Raw genomic sequence first — 26,531 nt, 5'->3', positions numbered from 1 at the left:
AAAAGGCGCCCAAGGCGCCTTTTTTTCGGGTCGGTTTTCTTATGCGACGACAGGAATCAAAGGGTCCGCCGCCGCCAGCGCTGCTTCACGCTCGGCAACAGGCGGGTAGATCCACACAGAGTTGATCTGCTGCTTCACCGTCTTGCCTTCCTGCTTCGTCAGTTTCACCTGACGATCCCAGCCCTCAGTGAACACCGCGCCCCAGGCGCCGAGGTCCAGACAGGTGACGTATTTGACCTGGCTGTAAGGGATCGGCGCCTCACCCAGCAGGTCCGCCGCAACGTTGTTGCCGGCCGAGCGCCCCAGCGCAATGGCGTGCTGACAGGTCATCAGCGCAAAATTTCCCGCGTCGTCCGTGGCGGCATAGGCGGTGTCGCCCGTGGCAAAAATGTCTGACTGACCGATTACCTTGAGATTGCGGTCCACGTGCAGGCGGCCGGAAGCATCGCGCTCGCCCGGAATCTGTTCGGTCAACGAACTGGCGCGCACACCAACAGTCCAGACCACGGTGCTGGCGTCGATACGACGACCGTCCGCCAAGGTCACGCCGTTGCTATCGACGGCGGCCACCGACGCATTCACCACCCACTCCACGCCCAGTGTTTCCGTCGCCTCGACGATGGACGGGCTGATGTTCTCGCCCAGCGCCGCACCCACTTTCTCACCGCGATCAACGATGATGACGCGAACGTTGGCATCGGCACCCAGAGCCGCCCGCAGACGCGCCGGCATTTCAGTGGCGGTTTCGATACCGGTGAAGCCGCCCCCTGCCACCACGACAGTGTTGCGTGTATCGGATTCGGGCTGCTTCGCCAGCGCTTTGATGTGCTGTTCCAGGCGAATCGCTTCGGCCATCGCATCGACGTCGAACGCGTGTTCAATGCCAGGAATCGACGCCGGACGCACGACACGGCTGCCCGCGGCCAGAACCAGTTTGTCGTAGTTGATCGAAAGTTTATCGCCGTTGGCACCGGTGTAGCTGACCGATTTGCCATTCACATCAAGGGTGTCGGCCGTGCCTTTGATGAACGTCACGCCCACTGCATCGAACAACGGCCCCAGCGGCGACTGCATCTGATGCACGTCCTGCTCGTAAAAACGGGGGCGCACACCGAGTACCGCTTCCGGCGCCAATACGGTCACTTCCACGTCGTTGCGGTCGTGCTTGTCCAGCAAACGCGTGGCGCTCAGCGCACTCCACATGCCACCAAAACCCGCACCGATAATCAGAATTCGCTTTTTCATTGTGTGCTCCAAAAAAAGTAACAAGCCGCTTTCAAGGTGGGTCGCAGTGGCCAAGGCAGGCAATCGCTCCACGGAGACCTGTGAAGGTTCGGATGAGTCGGAGTTTGCAGCCGCCTCAAAACAACTACGACTCTATTGATCGTAGTTGTTTTGAGCAAGCGGTATTTCTAGATCGAGGGACGTTATCTTGCCAAAATATTCAATAAAAACGTTATAAATTAGATATTTGACGAATATTACCGGCTGTCCACTTTGTCACGACCGAGCGAATACCGCCTGCCACCGGTCATCTGGAAGCGCTGTTTCTTGCAGTAATCCACGCAAATTGTTAGCTTCTGCACGATCAATTCAGTCGGAGATTCGAATGTCTCTTTACAGCGCCGGTGTCGAGTACGGTATTCACTGCCTGCTGTATCTGGTGGACGAACGTGGCGACAGCCGTGAGGCGAGCGTGCGTGACCTCGCCGAGTTGCAGGGCGTGCCGCAGGAATACCTGGCGAAAGTGTTCACCAAACTGGCGAAGGCCAAGTTGGTCGTCGCGACCGAGGGCGTGCGCGGAGGCTTCAAGCTGGGCCGTCCTTCAGATGAGATCACCCTGCTGGACATCGTGACGGCCATCGATGGGCGCAAGCTGATCTTCGATTGCCGTGACATCCGGGGCCGCTGCGCGGTGTTCGACGGCTGTGCGCCGAGTTGGGCAACAGAAGGCGTTTGCGGGATCAACGCGGCCATGCTGACGGCGCAAAAACGCATGGAGGAAGCGCTGGCGCAACAGACCATTCTCGACCTCGCGCGCCGCACAGGGCGCAAGGCGCCGCCTGGATTCGGCGGTCAGATCAACGATTGGCTCAGCGAGCGCAAGGAAAGCCGTGCAGCGGGCAGTGACAATCAGAACATTCCGGTGGTCGCGGTCGAAAAGTGATGCCCGGTCTAAACCTCATGCGAACCCGACCGCGTACAGCCCCATCGCACTGAGCACGATCACCGTGCCGCCCAGCACCACCACTTCTCGCAGCGGCGCGGGGATGCGCTCTTGTTTCAGGCCTTTGGCACTTTTGCGATAGCGGGCGTTGAGGGCGATCTGAATGAGCAGCGCCGCCATCAGCGAGAAGACGATGGGCATCAACGCGATCAGCCCGAAACGCGGTATCCAGCGCAGAAAAATCGTACACACCACCAGCAGGGTCATCAGCGTGCGACGCCACGCCAGCAATGTACGCTCTGGCTGTAACCCCGGATCGTCATGCCCCAGCGTCTGCGGCCCGCGACGGCTCACGACGCGCCATAAATGAGAAAGACGATCAGCCCCATCGCCACCAGCGCGCCCCCCAGCGAGAGGATCGGCACCAGCACCGGCAACGGCAGTGGTTTGCGCAGACGCATGGCCCGCTCAACCTTCAACCAGCGCAGGCACGCACTGGCACTGACCAGCAACGCCAACACCAGCAGCGACAACGCCACCGCACGGCGCAGGCCCGGCGTGAAGACCTCCCCGGTGAACGCTTCCACGGCGATGCCACCGGCAAGAAACGCCAGCGCGGTGCGAATCCACGCCAGAAAGGTGCGTTCGTTGGCGAGGGTGAAACGTGGATCGGGTTCGCAACCACCGCCCAGCAGGGATGCAGACAGGCGATCGCGATCAGGAGAAGGGGCTTTGCCGGAATCCGGAGAATTCATGTCGCACCGTGGTCGGGTAGATGCCGATGATCATACCGGTCATGACCCGCAAACGCCCGCATTGGCAGCGACATGAGGATGTCTGTGGCCGCAAGCGCTGCCGCGCGGTGGCAGCGGATTATTGAGCTGACATCAGGCTGAAAACAGACGCGGCGTGAGGGTGGGTCCAAAGGAGGAGATACTTACGAATGACTTCGCTGCTACAAGAGGCTTACTTTCCAGATAAATGACCTGGGCCTTACGATTTTTCCCTTCAAAATCCCTGACTTGTCCTACGCTACGTGTCAGACGGTCGCAGTTGCGAAACCGGGTGCGGCGAATAATGGAGCGTTCGTCACCAGGGTTTGTCTTAAATCGTAGACGTCAACGAGGGCGGGGCTTGAGACAAGTAGAAGGAACGGACTTCAACGCCAGGAATCGGCGTCTGAAGCGTATGCCTGTGCTGTGGCTGGCGGGATTTTTTACCGTACTGGTGTGTTTTTCGATCACCAGCATTACGTTGTGGCAGTTGCGCCAGACCCGTAATCATGAACTGGACATCGCGGACACCACGGCCGCCAATCTGTCACGCTCAATGGCGCAGCAGGCGGACGACACCTTCGATCAAGCCGACATTCCCGTGGCCGGCATCGTCGAACGGCTCAACTACGACGGTTTTGCGTCCGCCAAAAGCCCACGCATGCATGACTACCTGCGCGCCACTGCGGCCAGTGTCGAGCAGATTCAGGGTTTGTTCATCTACGACAAGGACGGCAACTGGGACGCGACGTCGCTGAATCACATGCCCGCCAACGCCAATAACGCCGACCGCGAGTATTTTCAGTTTCACAAATCCATCGACAGCAACCTGCCGCACATCGGGCAGGCCATTCGCAGCCGTACCACCGGCGACTGGATCATCCCGGTGTCCCGTCGCGTCAACGACGCGCAAGGTCAGTTCGCGGGCGTCGTGCTGGCCACCATTGAGCTGGCTTACTTCGAGCGCTTCTTTGATCGCTTCGACATCGGAAAACGCGGCGTCATCACCTTGACCACCGCTGACGGCACCGTGCTGGCCCGCCGCCCGACGCTGGAGAACCTTGGCAGCGTGTCGATTGCCGACGGCGAGCTGTTTCGCAAGTACCTGAAAGAGCATTACGAAGGCACCGCAACGGTCCGCTCGATCATTGACCATGAGCTGCGCCTGTACGGCTACAAGCGTCTGGACCGTTATCCATTGGTAGTGCTGGCGGGACTTTCGGAACAAGAGGTGCTTGAGGAGTGGCGGCAATACGCCTGGCGCTCATTGGCGATCATCATCTGTGTCGTGATCGCCAACCTGCTGTTCGGCGTGCTCCTGTTCCAACAGATTCGCTTTGGCCTCAACGCCGAATCCCAGCTGCGCATCGCCAGCCACTCGCTGGAAAAGTTGGCCTTGCAGGACGGCCTGACCGGTCTGGCCAACCGCCGCCACTTTCAGGAAATCCTCGGTCTGGAGTTCGTCGCCGGTCAGGCGAACCTGCACCCATTGAGCCTGATCATGATCGATATCGACTACTTCAAGAGCTACAACGACAACTATGGGCACGTGGCTGGCGACAAATGTATTGTCGCGGTGGCTGAATGCATACGCAGCAACCTGAACCGCACAGGGGACCTGGCGGTGCGCTACGGCGGTGAAGAAATGGCCGTGTTCCTGCCGTACAGCGATGCCCACGGCGCCTTTGCACTGGCGGAAAAAATTCGTCTGAGCGTGCTGGCCCGTGCCATCGAGCACAAAGGCAATCCCGATGGGGTCGTCAGCATCAGCCTCGGCGTCTACGGCTGCGCGGCCCATCAATGCCCGACCATGGAAGCGTTCGTCGAACGTGCTGACATCGCGCTTTACACTGCCAAGCATGAAGGCCGCAACCGGACCGTGATGGGCTGAAACCGTCAACGTTTCGATCAGTCTCCAAGGTCGTCAGCTTACCTGTGCGATCACGATCTGCGCGACCTTCCCGCGAAACAGCTGCAAACGGTCTTCCGGCGCATCCGCTTCGACCACCAATGCGCCGACGTCTTCGCAAGACGCCACTTGGTAATGCGCAATGCTCGCCAGCTTCGTGTTGATCACCGCCACCGCGACCTGACCGCTGCGCGCCACCACGGCCCGCTTGAACTCCGCCACCTCCATGTCAAACGCCGTCACGCCCTTCACCGCATCCAGCGCGCAGGCCCCGAGGAAGCACAGGTCAAAATTGAAATGGCTCAATTGCTGAATCGTGGTGAAGCCATACGCACTCCCCGCCACCGGACTCAAGCGCCCGCCCAGGAGAATGACCTCGACCTTCGGCAGCTTCATCAACTCGACGGCGATCAGCGGCGCGTTGGTGGTGATCGTCAGGGCCATGTTCGGGTCGATGGCCCGGGCAATGGCGAGATTGGTCGAACCGCCGTCGATGAACACATGCTGTCCAACTCCGATGAGGTTCGCAGCGGCGATGCCAAGTGCGCGCTTACGATTAGGCTCATGCTCGATCCGCGCCGTGATCGGTCCATCAGAAGCCAGCGAAATCGCACCGCCGTACACCCGTTTGCACAGCCCCGCCGCTGCCAGAGCCCCGAGGTCCCGACGAATCGAATGCTCGGAAACGTTGAACTCCGTCGCAAGGTCTACGGCAATCACGCGCCCTTGTGCAGCCAGGCGTTCAGTGATCTGACGCTGACGCTCGCCGGGGAAAACTTCGGGACTGGCAGACATAAAGGCCTCGACATCAAGCGGAATCGGTCATGAACGAGCAGGATCATGATTGCGGTTGGGGGTGGTGTCAAACCAGAGGTTGCCTATGCTCACAGGCCTGAGGAGGGCGTCAACGAAAACGCGATTGCCCGCGTGATCCCCCTGAACCCCTCTCGGTTTCAGCACTCCATCTTTCTTTCGACCTTAACGGAGACATCCCACATGAAAATCGATTTGACCGGCAAGACAGCCCTGGTAACCGGTTCGACGTTGGGCATCGGTTACGCCATTGCCAAGGGCCTGGCGGAGACAGGCGCCGAGGTGATCGTCAACGGACGCAAAAAAGACGCGGTGGATGCGACCGTGGCGCGCATCCAGAGCGAAGTGCCGGGTGCGAAATTGCGCGGGGTGGCGACGGACGTGGGCACGGCGGAGGGCTGCGAGGCCTTGGTGAAGGCGGTGCCGAAGGTGGACATTTTGATCAACAACGTCGGCATCTACGGTCCGCAGGATTTCTTCGACACCCCGGACGACGTGTGGCAACGCTTTTTCGATGTCAACGTGATGTCGGGGGTCCGTCTGTCTCGCGCCTATGCCGATGACATGGCAAAAAACGGCTGGGGCCGGATTGTGTTCATCTCCTCGGAGTCGGGCCTGAACATTCCGGCGGACATGATTCACTACGGTTTTACCAAAACCTCCAATCTGTCGATTTCACGCGGGCTGGCCAAGCGTCTGGCAGGCACGGGCGTCACGGTCAATGCCGTTTTGCCGGGTCCGACCCTTTCCGAAGGCGTTGCCGACATGCTGAAAGACGAAGTGAAAAAATCCGGCAAATCCCTGGAAGAATGCGCAGCTGATTTTGTAATGGCCCATCGTCCCAGCTCGATCATTCAGCGGGCGGCGACCATCGAAGAAGTGGCAAACATGGTGGTGTACGTGTCGTCGAAACAAGCGTCGGCCACCAGTGGCGCGGCCCTGCGTGTGGACGGAGGCGTTGTGGATACCATCGCCTGATCAGCGCTGAAACGTCGGTGACCAGGGGCGCACAACCGTGACACCCCTGGTCTTTCTCGGCGGTATCAAGGTGTCTATTCCTCCTCTTCTTCCTCGTCGTCCACTAACGTGAACCAGGGTTTCAGTTCGCTGAGCTCGAAGGTGTCTGACTCCGCTCTGGCTCGCCCGATGCGGGGAAAGTCAGTGGGTTTGAATGAAACGGACGAGTCCCGAAATTCCGCGCTCGCCGATACTACGGATTTGTCAGCCATGTTTGAGCCTCCCTGTCCAAAGATGCGCGTAAGAACGCCGGAAGACTATAGACCAGCCTTGCGAACCACTCGTCGATTCGCGACCCACCGGTCATAAAACACCGTCAGCGCCTCAAAACTCGCCGTATTCAGCGCGCATCCGACCGTTGCGCTTGACGTGGTACAGCAGCCCATCCACCTGTTCGATGAAGGACACCGCGCTGGCTTCAGCACCCGGCACCGTGGTGCCAACGCCCAGGCTCAGCGTCAGCAATGGCGAAACCTCTGATTTTTCATGGGCGATCTGCTGCTGACGGACCAATTGCATGCACTTGTCCGCCACCTTGCGTGCGGCCTCCTGATCGGTGTTCGGCAACAGCCAGACGAACTCTTCACCGCCGATGCGGGCAATGAAATCGCCGGGATTGTTGGCCGCCAGCGACAGCGTCTTGGCCACCGTGCGCAAGGCTTCATCACCCTTGATGTGCCCGTAACGGTCGTTGTACTGCTTGAAGTAATCGATATCCAGAATGATCAATGACAGTGGCTGACCGGTCTCTTGAGCACTGGCCCACTCGCGCTCCAGCACCGTGTCGAACATGCGTCGGTTGGCGATGCCGGTCAGGCCGTCTTGATAGGAAAACGCCTCCAGTTGCTTTTGCAGGCGCACCAGGTGCTCCTCGGTTTTCTTGCGCTCGCTGATGTCGAACATGAAGCCCACCAACGCCTCGACTTCGCCATTCTTGCGCACCACATGGACCACGTCGCGAATCCACACGTACTCGCCATCCTTGGTCAGCGCGCGGTAATCGGCCTCGTGATCGACGCCCGCCTTGGACTGCGAGACGCAGAAATTCACCACGTAATCGCGATCATCCGGGTGCATGCGTTCCACCCAGTCATTGATACCCACCCAACTGCCCTGCTCCCAGCCCAGCAATTGCTCGATCTGCGGACCGATATAGCTGAAGGTCATGCTCTGCCAGTCGATTCGCCATGGAATCGCCTTCGTCGACTCAAGCAGGGTTTTGTAGACATCGCTCTCAGTGCCAGACGGCGGAATTGAATCGCTCATGATCGGCCACGTGTGCAGGTTGAAAAGGTGGTGAGAGCATGTTGCCACTACGCCGTGTGCGCAATAGCCGACACAGGCGAGCGTCGGGATTTCGGATCATCGGCAGCGGACGGTCCACCAGCGGCGCCCGATGGGGCACTCGGACGCCGGAAAAAGACAAACCTAAGGCATCAACGAATAGACCAGCGCCGAAATCGACACCAGCCCCACCACCACGACAAACACGTTGGAGAGCTTGCCCGCGTATTGACGCATCGCTGGCACCTTGCGCACGGCGTACATCGGCATCAGGAACAGCAACGCCGCGATGACCGGCCCGCCCAGGGTTTCGATCATGCCGAGAATGCTCGGGTTGAGGGTCGCCACCAGCCAGCAGACCACCAGCATGAAACCAGCGGTCAGACGGTCCAGCGCACGAGGCGAAGGACGACGGCCGCTTTTGATCACCAGCCCCTTGAGGCCTTCACTGGCGCCGATGTAATGGCCCAGGAACGATTTGGTGATCGCCACGAACGCAATCAGCGGCGCAGCGAACGCGATGGTCGGGTTGCTGAAATGGTTCGCCAGGTAGGACAGGATCGACAGGTTCTGCGCCTTCGCCTCGCTCAGTTGCTCGGGCGACAGGGTCAAGACGCAACTGAACACGAAAAACAGCACCATGACCACCATCAGCCCGTGGGCGCGAGCGAGGATCTGCGAACTGCGCTGCTCGGCCTGTTCGCCGTATTGGCGCTTCTGATCCACGGCGAAGGCGGAAATGATCGGTGAATGGTTGAACGAGAACACCATCACCGGGATCGCCAGCCACAGCGTGTGCAGCAAAGCAGACGGCGCAGGCACGCTGGTCGCGGTGGTGAGGATGCCGCCGGTCCAGTGAGGAATCAGAAACACGGCGAGAAACAGCAGCGCGACGATGAACGGATAGACCATCAGGCTCATGGCCTTGACGATCAGTTGCTCGCCGCAACGCACCACGGCCAGCAGGCCAATGATCAGCACGAACGCCAGGACGGCCCTAGGCGGCGGCTGAACGTGCAATTGGTGTTCGAGAAAGCTGGTCACGGTGTTGGTCAGCGCCACGCTGTAGATCAGCAGGATCGGGAACACCGCGAAGAAATACAGCAGCGTGATCAGTGCACCAGCCTTCTTGCCGAAATGCTGCTCGACCACCTCGGTGATGTCGGCGCCTTCACGACCGGACAACACGAAGCGGGTCAAGCCGCGGTGCGCGTAGAACGTCATGGGGAACGCCAGCAACGCCAGGATCAGCAAGGGCCAGAAGCCGCCGATGCCTGCGTTGATCGGCAAAAACAGCGTGCCTGCACCGATGGCGGTGCCAAACAGCCCGAGCATCCAGGTGGTGTCCTGACGCGCCCATTTGGTCATGCCCGTGGTCGCGCCTACGGGCGCGGCGTCGAGGGTTCGCTCGACGCTGTTGGCCTGATCGTTCATCCGGTCGATTTCTCCGTTGCCGGTGATAGCTACAAGGTCAAAAGCGCGTCGAAAAGCTCGGCAGTCAGCGCCCCTGACCGGTTCTCTACAGGGAAAGGGGCGCGATTGTCCGGGATTAGGGAACAGAATCAAAGGGTTGTCGGAGGGATGGTCATGCTTTCAGAGATTTCTGACGGGTGAACGCGACGAAATTCCGCATTCGCTTTCATCCGTTTTGAGAATGCCCAGCCTTGGTGGCGTCGCAACTCACCATCCCTATAGATGCTACCGGGTCCTAATCAGCCTTGGGAACGGCAGACGAAAGGGAAGACGGCGTTGCCTCGCTCGGCACTTCCCCACCCGGTATTACACCCCGTGCAATCCTGCGCGCCGCCAGTTCCGAAAAGACCAGCGCAGCACCCACCAGGACCGCCGCGATGAGACTCAGGCTTTGCCCGCCAAACAGTTTGATCCCGGTCGCGCCTGCCAGGCCTGCGACGGTGGCGCCGAGGAAGGTCGCGGAGTTGTTCAACCCAATCACGATCGGCGCAATCGGCGGCGCGATGCCGATGATCCGGTGCTGCTGCGGAACCGAGATGCCCCAGCCACATGCGCCCCACAGCAGCACTGCCACGGTGGCGGTCCAGAGGTTGACGCCGGTCCATGGCAGCAGCAGGAAGTTCACCACGACCAACAGCAGCATCGTGTTCAACACCCTGCGCGAACCGATCCGGTCCACCAGTCGCCCGGTCAACAGGTTGGAGACGGTGCCCGCCACGCCCCACAGGACCAGCAAGCCACCGAGGATGATCGGGCTTCCTGAAATGGCCTGCTCGAACACCAGTGAAAAGTAGGTGTAGATCGTGAACACGCCACTGAAAAACAGCAGCGTTGTGAATAGGGTGAGACCGATGCGCGCGTCGGCCAACGGCGCGAGGCGCTGGGTCAGCGACACCGCGGGCAGCAGGGGAATGTCCGAGAGCAGGATGAGGACACCTACACCCGCCACGGCAGCGAGCGCCGCGACGAACAGCATGGTCAGGTGCCAGTCACCCAGGCCGCCGATGACTGCGCCAATGGGCGACCCCAGGGCCGTGGAGATTGTCATCCCCGCCACCAGAATCGAGATGGCAAACCCTCTGCGCTCTGGCGGCATAAGGGTGACGGCGGTGCTGGTCGCGGTGGGCGAAAACATCGCGCCGCCGAGACCGGCGAGCGCTCGGGTCGCCAGGGCAACCGTAAAGGTCGGGGCCATCGCCGTGCCGAGGTTGGCGATCACAAAAATCGCCAGTCCCGAGAGCAACAGTTGTTTGCGCGGTACCGAGGCCGCGAAGGTCGCGATCAGAGGCGCGAGCAAGGCATAGGTCAGGGCGTAGACAGTCATCATTTGCCCGGCGGCGGCGAGGCTGATGTCGAAACTGTGAGCAATTTGCGGCAGCACGCCGGCCACGACGAAGCTGTCGGTGCCGAGCGCGAACATGCCGAGGGCGAGAATCAAGAGTCGCTGATCCATGTTGAGGACGCCTATGGTCGAATGCGGAACGAAGCGGATCAGCGCCTGAGCGTTGAACCGTTTGAGGAGTGGACGACGACCAATGTAACGACGAGCCCCAACGCTCGGTATGACCAGAAATGTCACCTTTGGGATGAGTTGCGCCACGCACCAGCCCCTGCTGCACAGGGCACGAAAAAGGCGCCTGCAAGGGGCGCCTTATTCGGCTCTCATCAGGAAGGATCAGGCGCCGGACCGCCGCAATGGCACGCTCAATTCCACACGCAACCCGTCACTGCGGCTGTCGAATTTCAGCGAACAATCGCAGCGCTGAACGATGGCCTGCACGATGGCCAACCCGAGCCCCGCACCCGGGCTTTTGCCGTTGCGCCAAAAGCGCTGGGTCAGTTTGTCGAGGTCCGGCTCAGGAATCCCCGGCCCGTAATCCCGCACGCGGAAATGCGCATGACCGTTGAATGTTTCCACGCTCAATTCGACCCGTGCGCCTGCCTGGGTGTGGCGCAGGGCGTTGTCCAACAGGTTGCGCAATGCCGCCACGGCCAGCGCAGCCGGCATTTCGACCGGTGCTGTGGATAACTGCGACGGCAGGATCAGCTCGATGCGCGAGTCATCGCCATGGTTGGCGTCATGGATGGCCAGCCGCGCGACCTTTTCGGCATCGCACTGCACGCCATCGTCGAACGACAGACTGCCCTCGACCCGTGCCAGCAACAGGAGCTGTTCAAGGGTCCGGTGCATGCGGTCGGCGCCCTCTTCCGCATGAGCCAGCGACCTGTCGCGCTTTTCACCCTCGGTCATGCGCGCCACTTGCAGGTGGGTCTTGATGGCAGTCAGCGGGCTGCGCAGTTCGTGAGCCGCGTCCCCCGTCAGCCGGCGTTCGCGCTCTAGCGTCTGAGCAATGCGCTGGAACAGCTGGTTCTGGCTGACCAGCAAGGGCTGCAGTTCGCTGGGCAGATTGGGCACATCCAGCGGCTCCACGGAATCGGCGCTGTGTCGGTTCAGCGCATCCCGCATTCGGTTCAACGGCGCCAGCCCTCGGCCGATGCCGAACCAGACCAGAATCAGACTGCCGAACAGCGCCACCAGCACCGGCACCGAGGCCGCGAGCAGCACCGAATGGCCGAGGACATCCCGCTCGATCTGCCGGTCCGCCGTACTGACCCGCACGTTGCCGTGCATCATCGTGTACACGCGCCAATGCTCGCCGTTGATCATCTGATCGACGAAGCCGCTGGAGTCGGCTTTCAACGGCTCCGCAGGCGAACTTTCGGTGCGCGCCAGCACTTGGCCGCGCAACGAACTCAGCTGGCAGGCCATGCCATTGGGAATGCTCAACTCCCCGGCGCGCAGGGTTTTGCCATCGCCGTCGGTGGGCATCTGCATCTGTTCGAGCAGCCCGGCGACCATGCGCGCCGAGGCTTCTAGCCGCTGGTCGAGGGATTCCATCATCTGCATGCGCAAGTCGCGCAGCATCCACGCCGCCGCCAGCACCCAGATGACGATGAACGCCGAGCCCAGCGTCAGGCTGAGGCGGGTTCTCAAGCTCATCATCGTTGTGGCTCCGGCACGTCTCCAGCCGGCCCCAGCCGGTAGCCCAGGCCACGAACCGTTTCGATGATGCCGCCGCCGAGTTTGCGGCGCAGGTGGTGAATGTGCACGTTGAGAGCGTTGCTTTCGACTTCGTCGCCGAACCCGTACACGCAGTCCTTGAGCTGTTCGCTGGAGAGCACACGGCCATTGTTGTTGAGCAGGGCTTGAAGCAGCGCCTGCTCGCGGCGCGAGAGGTCCACTGGCTGACCGGCGAGGCGGGTTTCGCGGCTGCTGGGGTCGTAGGTCAACACACCGTGTTCGATGACATTGACACTGCGCCCGGCCATGCGCCGCACCAGCGTGTGCAGGCGCGCGCTCAGCTCGCGCAGGTCAAAGGGTTTGAGCAGGTAATCGTCGGCCCCGGCCTGAAGGCCATCAACGCGGTCGGTGACGGTGTCGCGTGCGGTAAGGATCAGCACGGGAATGTCGGTGCCCTGCTGGCGCAACTGGCGCAGCAATTTGAGGCCGTCTTCGTCGGGCAGACCAAGGTCCAGCACCATGACGTCGAAATGCGCCGCCGCCAGCATCGCCCGCGCTGCGGACGCCGTCGCCACCCGATCCACCGTCAGGCCTTGGGCATCCAGACCGGCCACTATACCGCTGGCAATCAGGTCGTCGTCTTCACAGAGCAGTACGTGCATGAGGCGGCCTCGAAAAAAGGCGATTGGAACAGGGTGGGATTAAGGGTGGATTATGCACGATCCCCGCCTGCGGCCAGAAGCGGGAAGGGATCGCGATCACGCCACCGTTAATCAGGCCTTAATCACCTCCCTTCACCCTCACGCCATCAATAATCGACCGAGGTTGGGCATGCGCAGGTTGTGGGTTCTGGTGCTTCTGTTAATTCCATTGTTGGCTCAGGCGCTACCGGGCGGGGATCTTTTCAACAAGAAGCCTGATTTTCTGCCGGTCGGACAGGCGTTCATGTTCAGCTCAGAACGCCTGCAATCCGGCGAAACCCGGCTGTTTTGGCAGATCGCCGACGGTTATTACCTCTACCAGAAACGCCTCAAATTCGACGGTCTGAAACCCGACCAGCAACCGACGCTCCCGACGGGCGAAGACCACAACGACGAGTATTTCGGCCAGCAACAGGTCTATCGACAAGGCCTGGAACTGGTCATCCCCGCGTCTGCCACCGGCCAAGTGAAAGTCGGCTGGCAAGGCTGTGCGGATGCAGGGTTGTGCTATCCGCCGCAAAGCCAGACGGTCGACCTGGGCGGCGGCAACGCCAATGTTGTCGACGGCCAGGCGCAGGATCAGGCGCTGGCCAGCACCCTTCAGGAACGCTCGCTGGGCTGGAGCCTGTTGATCTTCTTCGGGCTGGGCCTGCTGCTGGCGTTCACCCCTTGTTCCCTGCCGATGCTGCCCATCCTGGCGGGCGTGGTGGTGGGCAGCGGTGCCCGACCTCGCCGGGGCTTCGCATTGGCCGGAGTGTACGTGCTGAGCATGGCGCTGATCTACGCCGGGCTGGGGGTGGTCGCGGCGCTGCTCGGCGGCAATCTGCAATCGACCCTGCAACAGCCGTGGTTGCTGGGCAGCTTCGCCGGGCTGTTCGTTCTCTTGTCACTGCCCATGTTCGGTTTCTTCGAACTGCAACTGCCCGCTTTTTTGCGCGACCGGCTGGAAAACGCCGGGCGCCAGCGTCAGGGCGGCAGTCTGGTTGGCGCGGGGGTTTTGGGCGCGTTGTCAGGCTTGATGGTCGGTCCGTGCATGACGGCCCCACTCGCGGGCGCCTTGCTTTACATCGCGCAGAGCGGCAATGCCCTGCACGGCGCGCTGGTGCTGTTCGTGATGGGCTTGGGCATTGGTCTGCCGCTGCTGCTGATCGTCACCTTGGGCAATCGCTTCCTGCCGAAACCGGGGGCATGGATGGATCTGGTGAAAGGTGTGTTTGGCTTTTTGCTGCTCGGCACGGCGTTGATCATGATCCGTCCGCTGCTGTCGGAAAGCCTTTGGCTAGCGCTGTTTGGTGGCCTGCTGCTGATCGTTGCGTACAGCGCCATTGTGCAGACCCGGACGTTGAAACGCGCCGCGCTGATCGCCGCACCTGTCGGTCTGATACTGGGGCTGTGGGGCGCAATGATGTTGGTCGGCGCAGCCGGTGGCGGCGACGATCCGTGGCAGCCCTTGAAGGTTTACAGCGGGTCTCGGTCCGGCGGCAGCGCCGAACGTCACGACGCCTTCACCACCCTCAAAGACCCCGCCGCGCTCGACCGCGAGTTGGCGGACGCCAAGGCCAGCGGTCAATGGGTGCTGGTGGATTACTACGCCGACTGGTGCATCTCCTGCAAGATCATGGAGAAAACCGTGTTCGGCAAAGACGAGGTGATTCAAGCGTTGAGCGGCGTGCGCCTGCTGCGGCTGGACGTGACGGCCGACAACGACGCCAGCCGTGAATTGCTCCAGCGCTACCAGGTGCCCGGTCCGCCGACGCTGCTCTGGATCGGTCCCGATGGAATTGAACGCCGCGAACGACGCATCACCGGCGAAGTCGATGACAAAGCCTTCACCCGGCAATGGCAAGCCACGCGGGAGCACGGCTGATGCTGAGCGTCGCCCTCGGCCCTTTCGCACTGGCGATTGATCACCTGCTGTTGCTCGGCGCGTTGGCGCTGGCAACGCTGGTGGGCTGGCTCTTCGGACGCAGGCGGAAGGTGAATCCCGAGCGCGCGATCTTTGGCCTGTTCGTGGTCGGCGTGCTGGTCGCGCGGCTCGGTTTCGTGATTGCCTACTGGAGCCAATACCGGCGCCACCCCTTCAATATCATCGACATCCGTGATGGCGGGTTTCTGGTCTGGCCCGGGCTCGTGACGGTTCTGATCGGCACCGTGATCTGGGGCTGGAACCGGCCCGCCGTGCGAAAGCCGTTGGGGGCAGGCGTGGCGAGCGGCCTGCTGTTCTGGTGGCTGGCAGGATGGGGGATGAGCGTGTTGCACGCGGATGCCCGGCTGCCTGACATGGCCGTGCTCAACGCTGCGGGCCAGCCGGTGCACGTCCGGGATTTTCAGGGCAAGCCGCTGGTGGTCAACCTCTGGGCAACCTGGTGCCCGCCCTGTCGCCGCGAAATGCCCGTCTTGCAGGCCGCGCAACAGGCCAGCGCCGACGTGACTTTCCTGTTCATCAATCAGGGGGAAACGCCCCGCGACGTCGCGACTTTTTTCGCGAGCCAAGGTCTGCATCTGGACAACGTGTTGTTCGACGTCAACGGCCAATTGGCGGAGCACGTGGGATCAGCCGCCCTGCCGACCACCCTTTTCTATACCCCTGACGGACGCCTGTCGGGGACGCACATGGGCGAACTGTCCAGCGCCAGCCTCCGGCATTCTCTGGACGTCATCAGCGAACCACCGCCCTCTCTTTCAAGGAGCATTCAATGAGTTTCATGCGACTTTCCGTTTTGGCCGCCTCGGGCTTGATCGCGCTGCAAGGCGCTTGGGCACAGGCCGAAGAATTGCCCGCACCGATCAAGGCGCTGGAAGCCAAGGGCGCCACCATCAAAGGCACGTTCGATGCGCCGGGCGGGCTGAAAGGCTATGCCGCGCAGTACCAACAACAGGCCATGGCGTTCTACCTGACGTCCGATGGTAAACACGTACTGGCCGGGAACCTGTTCGATGAGAAAGGCGAAGACCTGAGCGAAGCGCCGCTGCAAAAACTGGTCTATGAGCCCATGACCAAGGAAATGTGGAGCCAGATGGAGAACAGCACCTGGATCGCCGATGGCGCCAAAACCGCGCCCAAGGTCATCTACCTGTTCAGCGACGCCAACTGTCCTTACTGCAACATGTTCTGGGAACAGGCGCGGCCATGGGTCAAATCCGGCAAGGTCCAGTTGCGCCACATCATGGTCGGCGTGATCCGCGAAGACAGCGCAGCCAAGGCCGCCACCCTCCTTGCCGACGCCAACCCTGAAACCGCACTGCAAAAACACGAGCAGGCAGGCCAGAGCAGCACCCTCAAAGCAATGTCCACGATTCCCAAGGACATTCAGGCCAAGCTCGACGCCAACATGAAGCTGATGACCGACCTCGGCCTGTCAGCGACCCCGTCGATTTTCTACAAGGACGCCGCCGGCCATCTGCAACAACAGCAAGGCGCGCCGCGGCCCGAAGTGCTGGCGAAGATGATGGGGCCGAAGTGAAACCAACGTTCTGACGCTGACCTTCTGAGTGTGACCTTCTGACCAATGGCAACCTGGCTCGAAAAGTGGATACTGCATCGGCGCACCATACGTGTAAAAATGTCGATCACCATTTCAAGAGCCAAAGCGGGAGGCTCGTTCAATGCGTTACGCCGAAGATCATAAAGCCCAGACCCATCAGCGCATCCTTCACGAAGCGGCTTCACGCTTTCGTCGTGACGGCATCGGCGCCACCGGTTTGCAGCCATTGATGAAGGCACTGGGCCTGACTCATGGTGGCTTTTATGCCCATTTCAAATCCAAGGACGATCTGGTCGAGAAAGCACTGCGGTGTGCCGTCGACCAATTGAATGAATCACGGGCCGCAAAGCTGGCGGGAGACGAATCCGCCGCAGCGTTCATCGACATGTACCTGGCACCCGAGCACCGGACTCAACCGGAAGAAGGCTGCCCGTTGACCACCATGTCGTCGGAACTGGGCCAGCGCGGCCAGCCGAGCGAGATCACCGACGAACTGATCCACCGCATGCTGTCCACCCTCGAAACCGGCATGCCGACCCAACAGGAGAGCAGCGGTAAAAGCGTGATGATCATGGCGGGTCTTGTTGGGGCGATGGTGCTCGCTCGCAGTGCAAAAGACCCGCAACTGGCCGAGCGCATCCTGCAAACCACCCGCGAGCAACTGAAGCAGCAAATCGCCGAAGCTTGAAATCGCCGAAGCCTGATATGAAAAAGCCCCTGACATGACCGTCAGGGGCTTTTTCGTTGCCTCAAGGATGCCAGCGTCGGAACAGCGCGCTGGCGTTCACCCCGCCAAAGCCGAACCCGTTCGACAATGCGTACTCGATCGCCATCGGGCGTGCCTCGCCGTGCACGATGTCGATCCCCGTGGCGGCTTCGTCCGGATTGTCCAGATTGAGCGTCATCGGGGCGATCTGGTCACGAATGGCCAACGCAGTGAAGATCGCTTCGATCCCGCCCGCTGCACCCAACAAGTGCCCGGTTGCGGATTTGGTAGAAGTGACCGCGATGCCATTTTGGTCGCCGAACAGCGCTTTGATCGCCGCCATTTCTCCTTTGTCACCCACCGGCGTGGAGGTGGCGTGCGCGTTGAGGTGCTGAATGTCTGACGGTTTGATGCCCGCCTGACGAATCGCCGCCTGCATCGCCCGACGCGCCCCGCTGCCATCTTCCGGACCTGCCGTCAGGTGATAGGCATCGGCGCTGGTGCCGTAACCCACCAGCTCGACGATGGGTTTCGCACCCCGGGCCAGCGCGTGCTCCAGGGTTTCGATCACGACGATGCCTGCGCCCTCGCCCATGACAAACCCGTCGCGATCACGATCAAAGGGGCGGGACGCACGCTCTGGCGTGTCGTTGAAGTCGCTCGACAACGCCCGCGCCGCCGCAAAGCCGCCCAGCGCCACGCGATCAACACAGGCTTCAGCGCCGCCACAGATGGCGACGTCGGCCTCACCCGCCAGAATCATCCGCGCCGCGTCGCCAATGGCTTGCACCCCAGCGGCACACGCCGTCACCGGTGCGCCCAACGGACCTTTGAAGCCGTGCTGAATCGACACATGCCCCGCGGCCAGGTTGACCAGAAACGACGGGATGGTGAACGGCGACAGTCGGCGCGGGCCACGGGCATCGGTGGTGCGTACGGCATCCGAAATGGACACGAAGCCGCCGATGCCGGAGCCGATGATCGTTGCCGTGCGCTCACGCTCCTCTTCTGTCGAAGGGGTCCAGCCTGCCTGCGCGACCGCTTCCTGAGCCGCCGCGAGGGCGAACAGAATGAAGCGGTCCATTTTCTTCTGTTCTTTGGGGGGCGCTGCCTTGTCGGCGTCGAACCCCGCCTCGGGGTCGTCAGCCAGCAGTGGCACGACGCCACCCACTTTGCCAGGTAAATCCGCCACGGTTTCGTCAGGCAACCGGACGATGCCGGAACGCCCTTCAAGCAATCGGCGCCATACAGCCTCGACCCCGGTGCCCAATGGCGTCACCAGTCCCATCCCCGTCACTACAATGCGACGTTCGCTCATGCGTTCACCTTTTCAGCTTTCAGTACGTAGACCCGACGCCCATTCAAGCGCCTGGCGTTTTGTAGCGCGCTGCCGCGTGCTGCAACGAAAGATTCGGACCCAGTGCCAAGCGCGCGTTGACGAAAGCATCCCAGTCGGCAGCGTTGGCCAGCGATGGAATGGTCACCAGCTCTTTCTGATCGAATCCGGTCAGGGCCGCGTCAACCATCTCGTTCACGTCCATCACCATCTCAGGGGGAAATGCGTTCAGATCCATGCCTGCGCGCTCCCAGATTTCGGTGCGCGTCGCCCCAGGCATGACGGCCTGGACCTGCACGCCCTTGTCGCCAATCTCAGCGTTCAACGACTGGGTCAGGCTCAGGACATAGGCCTTGCTGGCGGTGTACACGGCGTTGAAGCGTTCGGGGATCATCGGCACCACCGAGGCGATATTGACGATAGCGCCACGGCCACGCGCCAGGAAGCCAGCCGCTGCGGCCGACGCCAGGTGAGTCAGCGCCACGATATTGAGCTGAATAAGGCGATTGACCTCGTTCAGGTCGGCCTCTGCCAACGGACTGTTGGAGGCCACACCCGCATTGTTCAACAGCAGCGTGATCGAAGCGTCGTTGCGCAAGCGTTGCTCGACCGTGGAAATATCCGACGCGTCGGTGAGATCGGCCTTGAGCACTTCAACGTTGACGGACGTGGTTTTGCGCAGATCGGCGGCCAGCGCCTCAAGCCGTGTCTGATCCCGTGCGACCAACAACAGGTTGTATCCCCGTTTGGCCAACCGGTTCGCGTACGTGGCACCGATGCCTGAAGAAGCGCCGGTGATCAGGGCTGTACCTTGGGTGTGGGTCGTGCTCATGGGGTTTCTCCGTGGACAGTGAGAATAGCAACGAGCGCATATTACGCCCATAATTTAGAAAATTATATGTTGAACGACATTTTCAATGTCAACCCCTTGCCGCTCCGCCACAGAGACAAGCCCCGATCTACGGCAAAAAAAAAAGACCGATCAATGATCGGTCTTTTCCATGCCCTGCAGCGGTCAGTCGATGGCGAGCTTATCCCGGTTTTTGTCCAGCAATGCCTTGCCGATACCTTTGACTTCGATCAACTCATCGACCGATGTAAACGCGCCGTTTTCGTCACGATAGGCGACGATCGCCTCCGCCTTGGCTGCACCGATTCCTGACAGCGTTTTTTGCAGGGCTTCCGCAGAGGCGGTGTTGAGGTTGATACGCTCGCTCTGCTCCGAAGGTGCAGCAACCGCAGGCGCGGGGGTAGTGGGAGTTGCCGAAGTGGCGGGTGCCGCGTTGATGGCAACGGAAGTGCTGGCCAGCAGGCCGAACAGGAGGGACGACAGATAGGACATACGCATGATTAACGCTCCATGACATCGTGGGTGGGGAAACAGCATTCCTGAGCTGTTTTCCAAACCTAGACGATGGTCATGAAGGGTCAATGCGGGGATGAGTGACGGGATGTGTAACGCCCGCAAGCCTAAGCAATACGGGCGCTACAGCGATTAAGCAGAGGAAATCACAGCGTAAGCGGAAGTGTCGGACTCACGGCTCGTGACGGCGCTGTAGGTGAATCCAGTCGACGATTTCACCTTCCGGTGCGTAGCCGCTGACCGTATCGCCCAGGATCTGGCGCACCTTGTCGTAATCATCGTCATCCAGCGCCTTGAGCAGCAGCGTCAGGCTCTGCTTGAACGCATCCCACGACAGATGATCCTCTTGAGCGCTCATGATCATCGGGTGACTGGTCACCGCCACGTTGTCGCCGATCAACAGCTCCTCGTAAAGCTTCTCACCCGGACGCAGCCCGGTGAATTCGATGGAGATGTCGCCCTGAGGGTTCTTGTCTGAACGGATGCTGAGCCCCGACAGATGAACCATTTTCTCGGCCAGTTCGATGATTTTCACCGGCTCGCCCATGTCGAGCACAAACACGTCGCCGCCCTGCCCCATCGAACCCGCCTGAATCACCAATTGCGCGGCTTCTGGAATGGTCATGAAGTACCGGGTGATTTTCGGGTGCGTAACGGTCAGGGGACCGCCGGATTTGATCTGCGAGTGGAACAGCGGAATCACCGAGCCGGACGAGCCCAGCACGTTGCCGAAGCGCACCATGATGAATCGGGTCTTGTTCACCTGGTGCACGTTCGCCCGATCGCCGAACATCACCGGCGCTGTTTCGCGGCTCAATGCCTGCAAGATCAGCTCGGCCAGCCGCTTGGTGCTGCCCATGATGTTGGTGGGCCGCACGGCCTTGTCGGTGGAGATCAGCACAAAGTTGGAAACCCCCGCCTGCAACGCCGCCTGCGCCGCGTTCAGCGTCCCCACCACGTTGTTGATCACGCCTTCGGCAATATTGTGCTCGACCATTGGCACGTGTTTGTAGGCCGCAGCGTGGTAGACAGTGTCCACTTGCCAGGTCTTCATCACGTCCAGCAACTTGGCATGGTTACGCACGGAGCCAAGGATCGGCAGCACTTTGACCTTCAGGGACTCCCGCGCAATGCGTCGCTCCAGCTCCGAGAGGATCGTGTAGAGGTTGAACTCGCTGTGATCCAGCAGCAACAGCGTGGTGGGTTTGTGCAACACGATCTGACGGCACAGCTCCGAACCGATCGAGCCACCCGCCCCGGTCACCAGCACGCATTGATTCTTGATGCAGTGCTCCAGCAGGTCTTCCTGGGCAGGAACGGCATCGCGTCCCAACAGGTCAGCGATGTCGACTTCCTGAAGGTCATCGACTTTCACCCGGCCAGCGGCCAGATCGGAAAAATTCGGCACACTGCGCACGTGAAGCGGGAACCCTTCCAGAAACCCGAGGATTTCCCGACGACGCGCTCTGGCCGAGGACGGGATTGCCAGCAGTATCTCCTGCGCCCCGGTCACGTCGATCATTTGCTGGATGTGCTTAGGCTTGTACACCTGCAGCCCGGAAATCACCCGATTGGAGATGGAATCATCGTCGTCGATGAAGGCCACGGGACGCATTGAGCGGCCCATCCGAAGCGCCGCCACCAACTGGTTGCCTGCTGCGCCTGCGCCATAGATCGCGACTTTCGGCAATCCGTCGTCCCGCGTAGCGAAAGGCACATGCTGCACGGCGGAGAACCAGTCGCCCAAAAAATACTGACGCATTGCGAGGCGCAGGCCACCGATCATCACCAGGCTCAGCCACCAGTAGTTGAACATCACCGAGCGCGGCACGACGTGCTGATGGTTGCTGTAGAGATACACGACAACGCCCAGAATCAGCGCCGACAGGCTGACCGCCTTGATGATCGCCACCAGCGCGTCATTGCCGAAATAGCGCATGACCGCCCGGTACATGCCAATTCGGATGAACAAGGGAATGGCAATGACAGGCGCGCTAGCAAACAGCCAGGTGTGAATGGTCAGTGGATTGATCAGGTCGTCGATGCCGAGGCGGACCACGAAGGCCATCCACAGCGCGAACCAGACCAGGCAGACGTCTGTCGCGACCTGAATGATTCGTTTATAACGACGCGGCAACGCGAGCAACATGACGCGCAACTTTTCCATGAATCCCTCGATCACGAGTTCAATCTCCTATCGACCTGAAACATGGGTGCTTGATTCCAGCATTACGCAAGAAATACACCACCCCTGCCGCCCGACGGGGCATTCAGCTCCGTTCAAGTTGTCCTGCCCTGAACCCGATCGCCAGGATCACCAACGGGACATAGGCGACGATCAGGCCGGTCGCCCCATCGACACCGAAGTGGGTGACCGCAATGGCGACCGGCAAAAGCCAGAACAGGTTGATTACACCGACTGCGGACGTCACTGGAAGGTGCTTGCCATATTTGCGCGAGGCGAATTGGTAAGCATGACTTCGGTGAGCCTCATAGATCTTGTCTCCTCGGACGAGGCGACGGATGAGGGTAACTGTAGCGTCTACGATGAAAACCCCGAGAAGAATAAGCCATGCCCAGAGTAACTGCGAGGAAATCCACGCGGCCTGCAGTGACAGAACGCCCAATATGATGCCCAAAAAACCGCTTCCGGCATCCCCCATGAAGATTTTCGCAGGGGGAAAGTTCCAGATCAGGAAACCGAAAACCGCAGCTGCCAGCAGCAACGGTTGCCACGTCATCTCGGCATGGTCACCCAAGAGGTAGATCAGCGCGGCCCCCAGGCACACGCAGACCGCTTCGACACTGGCAATGCCATCGATGCCGTCCATGAAGTTATAGAGGTTCAGCAACCACACCAGAAAGAGCGCCGCCAGCCCATGGCCGATCCAACTCAACTCAAACGTTGCACCGAAAAAGGTCACCGGCGGCAGCCCGCCCAGCCAGCACAATGCCCAGATGGCGGCGAAAAAATGGCCCAGAAGACGCCAACGCGCAGCGACATGCCCGTGATCGTCCAGAAAACCAAGAGCTGCGATACCCAGACCAGCCCCCGCCATGGCCGCAAACGCCGCTGAACTCAGCACGCCTTCACCGAACAGCACCGCGAGCGCCACCAGGTAGCTCACGACAATGGCTACACCGCCGCCACGAGGCGTCGGGACGGTATGCGAGCTTCTCCCATTGGGAATATCCAGCAGGCTTTTATGCAATGCATAGCGCCGAAGCCAGTAGGTACACGCGAAAGAACAACCGATTACAGCGACCGCCAACCACCCATGATTCATTTTTGATCCGTTATAAAAAGGTCGACCGCCTGATTGCCGCTACCACTGTCATTTCAATAAAAAAACAGCGACGGCCCCGGATGCCGGGAGCATCAGGGCCACCACCGTGTTCGATCAGCCGCCGTTGAGCAGTTGCTCGATTTCCTTGACCTTGGCCTCGACCAGCTGTGGGTCGCGTCGGCTTTCGACGTTCAGGCGCAGCAGCGGCTCAGTGTTGGAGCCGCGCAGGTTAAAGCGCCATTCGGGGAATTCAAGGCTGATGCCATCCGTTTTGTCGATGTTCGAGCACATCGGGGTGTAATGGTCCAGCACTTTGCCGATTATGGCTTTGACGTCCGTCACCTTGTAGTTGATCTCGCCGCTGCACGGATAGGCGGCCATGCGTTCATCCACCAGTTGAGAGAACGTCTTGCCGGAAACGGACATCAGCGCCGTTACCAAGAGCCAAGGGATCATGCCGCTGTCGCAGTAGGCGAAGTCGCGGAAGTAGTGGTGCGCGCTCATCTCGCCGCCGTACACCGCGTCTTCCTTGCGCATGCGTTCTTTGATAAAGGCGTGACCGGTCTTGCACAGCACCGGCGTGCCACCCGCCAGATTGACCTGATCGATGGTGTTCCAGGTCAGGCGCGGGTCATGAATGATCTTCGAGCCTGGGTGCTGTTTGAGTAGCATTTCCGCGAGCAGACCGACCAGGTAGTAGCCTTCGACGAAACGGCCGCGCTCATCGAAGAAGAAGCAGCGGTCGAAGTCGCCATCCCACGCGAGTCCCAGGTCACACTTGTGTTCGAGCAAGGCATCACGGGTGATGCTGCGGTTTTCGGGCAGAAGCGGGTTGGGCACGCCATTGGGGAAATTGCCGTCGGGCTCGGCGTTGATGATCACCCATTCGAAGGGCAACTGCGATTTGATCGCTTGCAGCGCAGGGCCGACGGCGCCATTGCCAGGGTCCGCGAGGATTTTCAACGGACGCAATTCGGCGCCTTCGACATAGTTGAGCAGGTGCTTGATGTAAGCGCCTTTGTCGGGCCATGATTTGACGCTACCTGACTGTGCGGCGACCGTGCCGAGGTCGCCGGCGTCTACTCGCTGGCGAATGGCATCGAGGCCGGTGTCGCCACTGATCGGACGGGATTCGCCCTTGACCAGTTTCATGCCGTTGTAACCCTTGGGGTTATGACTGGCAGTGACCATCACCCCGCCATCTGCGGCGTAGTGGCTGGTCGCAAAATAGACTTCTTCGGTACCGCACAAGCCGATGTCAATCACGTCCGCGCCAGCGTCCAGGATGCCTTGGGTCAAGGCCTGGGCCAGCGCCGGACTTTCGAGACGCATGTCTCTGCCGACCACGATATTTTTGGCACCCAGTTCGACCACCATGGAGCGCCCAATCCGATAGGCGATGTCTGCGTCCAGATCATTGGGGACCTGGCCACGGATATCGTAGGCTTTGAAGCAACGGGTCTGAATAACGGGATAGTCGGGATTCATGTGTAAAAACCTATGCGACGAAAAAACCCGAAGGTTCCTCTGTTCAGTATGAAGCAGCCCATCCATCGGACTGCACGCTACCCTCGCGCACAACAGCTTGAGGCGAGGGTTAGGCAGTAAAAATCGAGTTTTGTTAATCACTGAGACGTAATTATCTTCGAAACGGAGAAAACCGTCTCGAATGATTTGATAAAGCCATCCCACGCCATCAAAACGATACAGGCCATTCAGTGACGGTGTGATGAGCGTCGCAAGACATGCATCACGTCACCACGGGACGATGCGAACGATGGGCACTGCCGGCTTCCAGCTTCTGCTTGAGCTTTTTTTTCGCCTCCGGCTCGCCGTGGACCAGCCGGATTTCGGACGGCAACACGTCCATGCCCATGACGAAGTCCACCAGACCTTTTTGGTCAGCATGGGCAGAGTAGCCACCGAGGTTTTCCACACCGGCCTTTATCTCATAACGTTGTTTGTCGAGCTCGACGTAGCCACCTTTTGGCCCATAAGCCTGAATGGCCGCCCCGGGGGTGCCCTTCGCCTGATACCCCGTGAACACTACGTTGTGGCGCGGATCACCCAGCATGACCTTGAGGTAATCAACGATTCGTCCACCCGCGCACATCCCGTGACCGGCAATGACAATCGCCGGCCGCCCTGTACTTGCCAGATAATTCACGGTTTGCAGATGCTGGGCGTGGCTGTTGATCGTGATCAACTGTTTGAAGCCGAGGGGCTTACGGCCGCTACCGAGCCGCACGACGGCTTCCTCATCCCACATGTCATCAAAGGACTGATACACCTGAGTCAATCGCTGAGCCAGCGGCGAATCGAGGATCACCGGCAATAGCGGCCAATTGACCGGCAGTGCTGTGTCCACCGAGGAGGATACCTCGCTCAGGCCCGATAACGCCTTGCGGTGCAGGATATCTTCAATTTCATACAGCAACTCTTGAGTCCGCCCCACACTGAATGCCGGGATCAGCACGGTGCCATGGTCTGCCAACGCCTTGTCAATGACGGCTTCAAGACGGACTTGCCGGGTGGCGCGGTCTTCATGCAGACGATCGCCGTAAGTGCTTTCCAGCACCAGCACGTCGGCGCACTCGGGAGATTGGGGATCGGGCAAAATCGGCGTGTGGGATGAACCCAGGTCTCCGGAAAACACCACACGCTGGCGACGCTGCTCAAGGGGGTAACTGACATCGCATTCGACATAGGCCGAACCCAGAATATGACCGGCGCGCTGTAAACGGATACGACAAGTGACTTCGGGGGTTTCAACAACGCTGAACCAAGTATCGAACGGAACCGCAACGACGCGTTCATTGATCAGCTTCAGGTAACGGTCGATCTGTTGCTTATCGCGACCCAATTCCAGCCTGAAGCCATCCTCAAGCACCAAAGGCAGCAATTTGGCAGAAGCCTCACTGCAAAGGATTGGCCCTTTGAAACCCGCTGCCAACAACTGGGGAATGCGGCCGACATGATCAGCGTGGACATGCGTCACGATCAGCAACTTCAGGGTCTCGACAGAAAATTCGACCGCCGCCGACATGCCGATACGTTCCCGGAAACCCGCTTCAAGACCTTGAAACAAACCGCAGTCAATCAACAGGCCATGAGCGGCATCCAGCTGCAATTGGTGACAGGAGCCTGTGACCCCCTCCCCTGCGCCGTGATGAATGATGTCTGGATAAATCATGA

24 protein-coding genes are annotated in these 26,531 nt (G+C 60.3%); 7 read left to right on the top strand and 17 right to left on the bottom strand.

The features are described from left to right. Nucleotides 1-39 precede the first annotated feature (39 nt). Nucleotides 40-1,245: an NAD(P)/FAD-dependent oxidoreductase gene (locus tag ACIQAL_RS10730; RefSeq protein WP_401145083.1), complete on the bottom strand. Its 1,206-nt coding sequence runs from the start codon at nucleotides 1,243-1,245 to the stop codon at nucleotides 40-42. Nucleotides 1,246-1,609: 364 nt separating this feature from the next. Between ACIQAL_RS10730 and ACIQAL_RS10725 the strand changes: the two genes are divergently transcribed. Next, nucleotides 1,610-2,167 carry an RrF2 family transcriptional regulator gene (locus ACIQAL_RS10725; protein ID WP_401145081.1) on the top strand — a complete coding sequence of 186 codons (558 nt, stop codon included), beginning with the start codon at nucleotides 1,610-1,612 and terminating at the stop codon, nucleotides 2,165-2,167. Between the two features lie 15 nt (nucleotides 2,168-2,182). On the opposite strand, the gene ACIQAL_RS10720 is transcribed toward ACIQAL_RS10725, so the two are convergent. Both ACIQAL_RS10720 and ACIQAL_RS10715 read right to left on the bottom strand, forming a co-directional pair. After that, the gene (locus tag ACIQAL_RS10720; RefSeq protein WP_166596701.1) at nucleotides 2,183-2,521 is read right to left on the bottom strand and encodes a DUF202 domain-containing protein; all 339 of its coding nucleotides are present in this window, start codon (nucleotides 2,519-2,521) and stop codon (nucleotides 2,183-2,185) included. Then, nucleotides 2,518-2,922, bottom strand: a complete 405-nt coding sequence (locus ACIQAL_RS10715; RefSeq protein ID WP_401145079.1) for a YidH family protein — start codon at nucleotides 2,920-2,922, stop codon at nucleotides 2,518-2,520. Before ACIQAL_RS10715 ends, ACIQAL_RS10720 begins: the two co-directional genes overlap by 4 nt. Nucleotides 2,923-3,301: 379 nt before the next feature. Here ACIQAL_RS10715 and ACIQAL_RS10710 point away from each other — a divergent pair, with 379 nt between their 5' ends. Continuing rightward, the gene (locus tag ACIQAL_RS10710; RefSeq protein ID WP_401145077.1) at nucleotides 3,302-4,831 is read left to right on the top strand and encodes a diguanylate cyclase; all 1,530 of its coding nucleotides are present in this window, start codon (nucleotides 3,302-3,304) and stop codon (nucleotides 4,829-4,831) included. Nucleotides 4,832-4,864: 33 nt separating this feature from the next. Here ACIQAL_RS10710 and ACIQAL_RS10705 read toward each other — a convergent pair whose 3' ends face one another. After that, nucleotides 4,865-5,644: a DeoR/GlpR family DNA-binding transcription regulator gene (locus ACIQAL_RS10705; protein WP_401145075.1), complete on the bottom strand. Its 780-nt coding sequence runs from the start codon at nucleotides 5,642-5,644 to the stop codon at nucleotides 4,865-4,867. A gap of 201 nt (nucleotides 5,645-5,845) precedes the next feature. Between ACIQAL_RS10705 and ACIQAL_RS10700 the strand changes: the two genes are divergently transcribed. After that, nucleotides 5,846-6,640 (top strand): SDR family NAD(P)-dependent oxidoreductase, encoded by a 795-nt coding sequence (locus ACIQAL_RS10700; protein ID WP_401145073.1) that lies wholly within the window; start codon nucleotides 5,846-5,848, stop codon nucleotides 6,638-6,640. Between the two features lie 74 nt (nucleotides 6,641-6,714). On the opposite strand, the gene ACIQAL_RS10695 is transcribed toward ACIQAL_RS10700, so the two are convergent. The 6 genes from ACIQAL_RS10695 to ACIQAL_RS10670 all read right to left on the bottom strand — a co-directional run bounded on the left by ACIQAL_RS10695 (nucleotide 6,715) and on the right by ACIQAL_RS10670 (nucleotide 13,120). Further along, nucleotides 6,715-6,891: a hypothetical protein gene (locus ACIQAL_RS10695; RefSeq protein ID WP_401145072.1), complete on the bottom strand. Its 177-nt coding sequence runs from the start codon at nucleotides 6,889-6,891 to the stop codon at nucleotides 6,715-6,717. Nucleotides 6,892-7,003: 112 nt separating this feature from the next. Continuing rightward, nucleotides 7,004-7,945 carry a diguanylate cyclase domain-containing protein gene (locus ACIQAL_RS10690; RefSeq protein WP_401145070.1) on the bottom strand — a complete coding sequence of 314 codons (942 nt, stop codon included), beginning with the start codon at nucleotides 7,943-7,945 and terminating at the stop codon, nucleotides 7,004-7,006. A gap of 162 nt (nucleotides 7,946-8,107) precedes the next feature. Next, a complete protein-coding gene (locus ACIQAL_RS10685; RefSeq protein WP_401145068.1) occupies nucleotides 8,108-9,397 on the bottom strand; it encodes a serine/threonine transporter in 1,290 nt (429 codons plus the stop codon). Between the two features lie 274 nt (nucleotides 9,398-9,671). Further along, nucleotides 9,672-10,889: an MFS transporter gene (locus tag ACIQAL_RS10680; RefSeq protein ID WP_401145066.1), complete on the bottom strand. Its 1,218-nt coding sequence runs from the start codon at nucleotides 10,887-10,889 to the stop codon at nucleotides 9,672-9,674. Between the two features lie 222 nt (nucleotides 10,890-11,111). Further along, a complete protein-coding gene (locus ACIQAL_RS10675) occupies nucleotides 11,112-12,440 on the bottom strand; it encodes an ATP-binding protein (RefSeq protein WP_401145064.1) in 1,329 nt (442 codons plus the stop codon). Next, nucleotides 12,437-13,120 (bottom strand): response regulator, encoded by a 684-nt coding sequence (locus ACIQAL_RS10670; protein WP_401145062.1) that lies wholly within the window; start codon nucleotides 13,118-13,120, stop codon nucleotides 12,437-12,439. Before ACIQAL_RS10670 ends, ACIQAL_RS10675 begins: the two co-directional genes overlap by 4 nt. Nucleotides 13,121-13,289: 169 nt before the next feature. Between ACIQAL_RS10670 and dsbD the strand changes: the two genes are divergently transcribed. The 4 genes from dsbD (at nucleotide 13,290) to ACIQAL_RS10650 (ending at nucleotide 17,332) form a co-directional block, all read left to right on the top strand. Beyond that, nucleotides 13,290-15,026, top strand: a complete 1,737-nt coding sequence (dsbD, locus tag ACIQAL_RS10665) for a protein-disulfide reductase DsbD (protein ID WP_401145061.1) — start codon at nucleotides 13,290-13,292, stop codon at nucleotides 15,024-15,026. Continuing rightward, nucleotides 15,026-15,859 (top strand): prolipoprotein diacylglyceryl transferase family protein, encoded by an 834-nt coding sequence (locus tag ACIQAL_RS10660; protein WP_401145060.1) that lies wholly within the window; start codon nucleotides 15,026-15,028, stop codon nucleotides 15,857-15,859. The genes dsbD and ACIQAL_RS10660 overlap by 1 nt, the downstream gene beginning before the upstream one ends. Beyond that, complete coding sequence (dsbG, locus tag ACIQAL_RS10655; protein ID WP_371928572.1) at nucleotides 15,856-16,623, top strand: thiol:disulfide interchange protein DsbG; 768 nt, start codon at nucleotides 15,856-15,858, stop codon at nucleotides 16,621-16,623. The genes ACIQAL_RS10660 and dsbG overlap by 4 nt, the downstream gene beginning before the upstream one ends. A gap of 142 nt (nucleotides 16,624-16,765) precedes the next feature. Beyond that, nucleotides 16,766-17,332 (top strand): TetR/AcrR family transcriptional regulator, encoded by a 567-nt coding sequence (locus ACIQAL_RS10650; RefSeq protein WP_401145058.1) that lies wholly within the window; start codon nucleotides 16,766-16,768, stop codon nucleotides 17,330-17,332. 61 nt (nucleotides 17,333-17,393) lie between these two features. Here ACIQAL_RS10650 and fabF read toward each other — a convergent pair whose 3' ends face one another. The 7 genes from fabF to ACIQAL_RS10615 form a co-directional block, all read right to left on the bottom strand. Further along, nucleotides 17,394-18,668, bottom strand: coding sequence for a beta-ketoacyl-ACP synthase II (gene fabF / locus ACIQAL_RS10645; protein WP_401145056.1), 1,275 nt, complete (start codon nucleotides 18,666-18,668; stop codon nucleotides 17,394-17,396). 43 nt (nucleotides 18,669-18,711) lie between these two features. Next, nucleotides 18,712-19,518: an SDR family NAD(P)-dependent oxidoreductase gene (locus ACIQAL_RS10640; RefSeq protein ID WP_401145054.1), complete on the bottom strand. Its 807-nt coding sequence runs from the start codon at nucleotides 19,516-19,518 to the stop codon at nucleotides 18,712-18,714. Between the two features lie 183 nt (nucleotides 19,519-19,701). Then, nucleotides 19,702-20,034 carry a ComEA family DNA-binding protein gene (locus ACIQAL_RS10635; protein WP_401145052.1) on the bottom strand — a complete coding sequence of 111 codons (333 nt, stop codon included), beginning with the start codon at nucleotides 20,032-20,034 and terminating at the stop codon, nucleotides 19,702-19,704. 187 nt (nucleotides 20,035-20,221) lie between these two features. After that, nucleotides 20,222-22,216 carry a polysaccharide biosynthesis protein gene (locus ACIQAL_RS10630; protein WP_401145050.1) on the bottom strand — a complete coding sequence of 665 codons (1,995 nt, stop codon included), beginning with the start codon at nucleotides 22,214-22,216 and terminating at the stop codon, nucleotides 20,222-20,224. A 103-nt stretch (nucleotides 22,217-22,319) separates the two neighbouring features. Then, nucleotides 22,320-23,336 (bottom strand): glycosyltransferase family 4 protein, encoded by a 1,017-nt coding sequence (locus ACIQAL_RS10625; protein WP_401145049.1) that lies wholly within the window; start codon nucleotides 23,334-23,336, stop codon nucleotides 22,320-22,322. Between the two features lie 114 nt (nucleotides 23,337-23,450). Next, entirely contained in the window at nucleotides 23,451-24,824 is a 1,374-nt protein-coding gene (locus ACIQAL_RS10620; protein WP_401145047.1) for a phosphomannomutase, read from the bottom strand. A 262-nt stretch (nucleotides 24,825-25,086) separates the two neighbouring features. Then, a complete protein-coding gene (locus ACIQAL_RS10615; protein ID WP_401145045.1) occupies nucleotides 25,087-26,529 on the bottom strand; it encodes an MBL fold metallo-hydrolase RNA specificity domain-containing protein in 1,443 nt (480 codons plus the stop codon). Nucleotides 26,530-26,531 lie beyond the last annotated feature (2 nt).

Origin of the sequence: Pseudomonas sp. NPDC088368 (assembly GCF_044753445.1) — a bacterium.
Lineage (GTDB): Bacteria > Pseudomonadota > Gammaproteobacteria > Pseudomonadales > Pseudomonadaceae > Aquipseudomonas > Aquipseudomonas bambusae.
The sequence above is the reverse complement of the archived record's forward strand: the minus strand, read 5'-3'. Positions and strand labels throughout refer to the sequence as shown.

Bases quoted from the DNA above. Each gene is read 5' to 3' on its own strand.
- ACIQAL_RS10660 (WP_401145060.1), top strand. From the start codon at position 15,026: ATGCTGAGCGTCGCCCTCGGCCCTTTCGCACTGGCGATTGATCACCTG.
- ACIQAL_RS10730 (WP_401145083.1), bottom strand. From the start codon at position 1,245: ATGAAAAAGCGAATTCTGATTATCGGTGCGGGTTTTGGTGGCATGTGG.
- ACIQAL_RS10670 (WP_401145062.1), bottom strand. From the start codon at position 13,120: ATGCACGTACTGCTCTGTGAAGACGACGACCTGATTGCCAGCGGTATA.
- ACIQAL_RS10700 (WP_401145073.1), top strand. From the start codon at position 5,846: ATGAAAATCGATTTGACCGGCAAGACAGCCCTGGTAACCGGTTCGACG.
- ACIQAL_RS10650 (WP_401145058.1), top strand. From the start codon at position 16,766: ATGCGTTACGCCGAAGATCATAAAGCCCAGACCCATCAGCGCATCCTT.
- ACIQAL_RS10680 (WP_401145066.1), bottom strand. From the start codon at position 10,889: ATGGATCAGCGACTCTTGATTCTCGCCCTCGGCATGTTCGCGCTCGGC.
- ACIQAL_RS10635 (WP_401145052.1), bottom strand. From the start codon at position 20,034: ATGCGTATGTCCTATCTGTCGTCCCTCCTGTTCGGCCTGCTGGCCAGC.
- ACIQAL_RS10690 (WP_401145070.1), bottom strand. From the start codon at position 7,945: ATGAGCGATTCAATTCCGCCGTCTGGCACTGAGAGCGATGTCTACAAA.
- dsbD (WP_401145061.1), top strand. From the start codon at position 13,290: ATGCGCAGGTTGTGGGTTCTGGTGCTTCTGTTAATTCCATTGTTGGCT.
- dsbG (WP_371928572.1), top strand. From the start codon at position 15,856: ATGAGTTTCATGCGACTTTCCGTTTTGGCCGCCTCGGGCTTGATCGCG.
- ACIQAL_RS10705 (WP_401145075.1), bottom strand. From the start codon at position 5,644: ATGTCTGCCAGTCCCGAAGTTTTCCCCGGCGAGCGTCAGCGTCAGATC.
- ACIQAL_RS10640 (WP_401145054.1), bottom strand. From the start codon at position 19,518: ATGAGCACGACCCACACCCAAGGTACAGCCCTGATCACCGGCGCTTCT.
- ACIQAL_RS10715 (WP_401145079.1), bottom strand. From the start codon at position 2,922: ATGAATTCTCCGGATTCCGGCAAAGCCCCTTCTCCTGATCGCGATCGC.
- ACIQAL_RS10725 (WP_401145081.1), top strand. From the start codon at position 1,610: ATGTCTCTTTACAGCGCCGGTGTCGAGTACGGTATTCACTGCCTGCTG.
- ACIQAL_RS10615 (WP_401145045.1), bottom strand. From the start codon at position 26,529: ATGATTTATCCAGACATCATTCATCACGGCGCAGGGGAGGGGGTCACA.
- ACIQAL_RS10625 (WP_401145049.1), bottom strand. From the start codon at position 23,336: ATGAATCATGGGTGGTTGGCGGTCGCTGTAATCGGTTGTTCTTTCGCG.
- ACIQAL_RS10630 (WP_401145050.1), bottom strand. From the start codon at position 22,216: ATGGAAAAGTTGCGCGTCATGTTGCTCGCGTTGCCGCGTCGTTATAAA.
- ACIQAL_RS10620 (WP_401145047.1), bottom strand. From the start codon at position 24,824: ATGAATCCCGACTATCCCGTTATTCAGACCCGTTGCTTCAAAGCCTAC.
- ACIQAL_RS10675 (WP_401145064.1), bottom strand. From the start codon at position 12,440: ATGATGAGCTTGAGAACCCGCCTCAGCCTGACGCTGGGCTCGGCGTTC.
- ACIQAL_RS10685 (WP_401145068.1), bottom strand. From the start codon at position 9,397: ATGAACGATCAGGCCAACAGCGTCGAGCGAACCCTCGACGCCGCGCCC.
- fabF (WP_401145056.1), bottom strand. From the start codon at position 18,668: ATGAGCGAACGTCGCATTGTAGTGACGGGGATGGGACTGGTGACGCCA.
- ACIQAL_RS10695 (WP_401145072.1), bottom strand. From the start codon at position 6,891: ATGGCTGACAAATCCGTAGTATCGGCGAGCGCGGAATTTCGGGACTCG.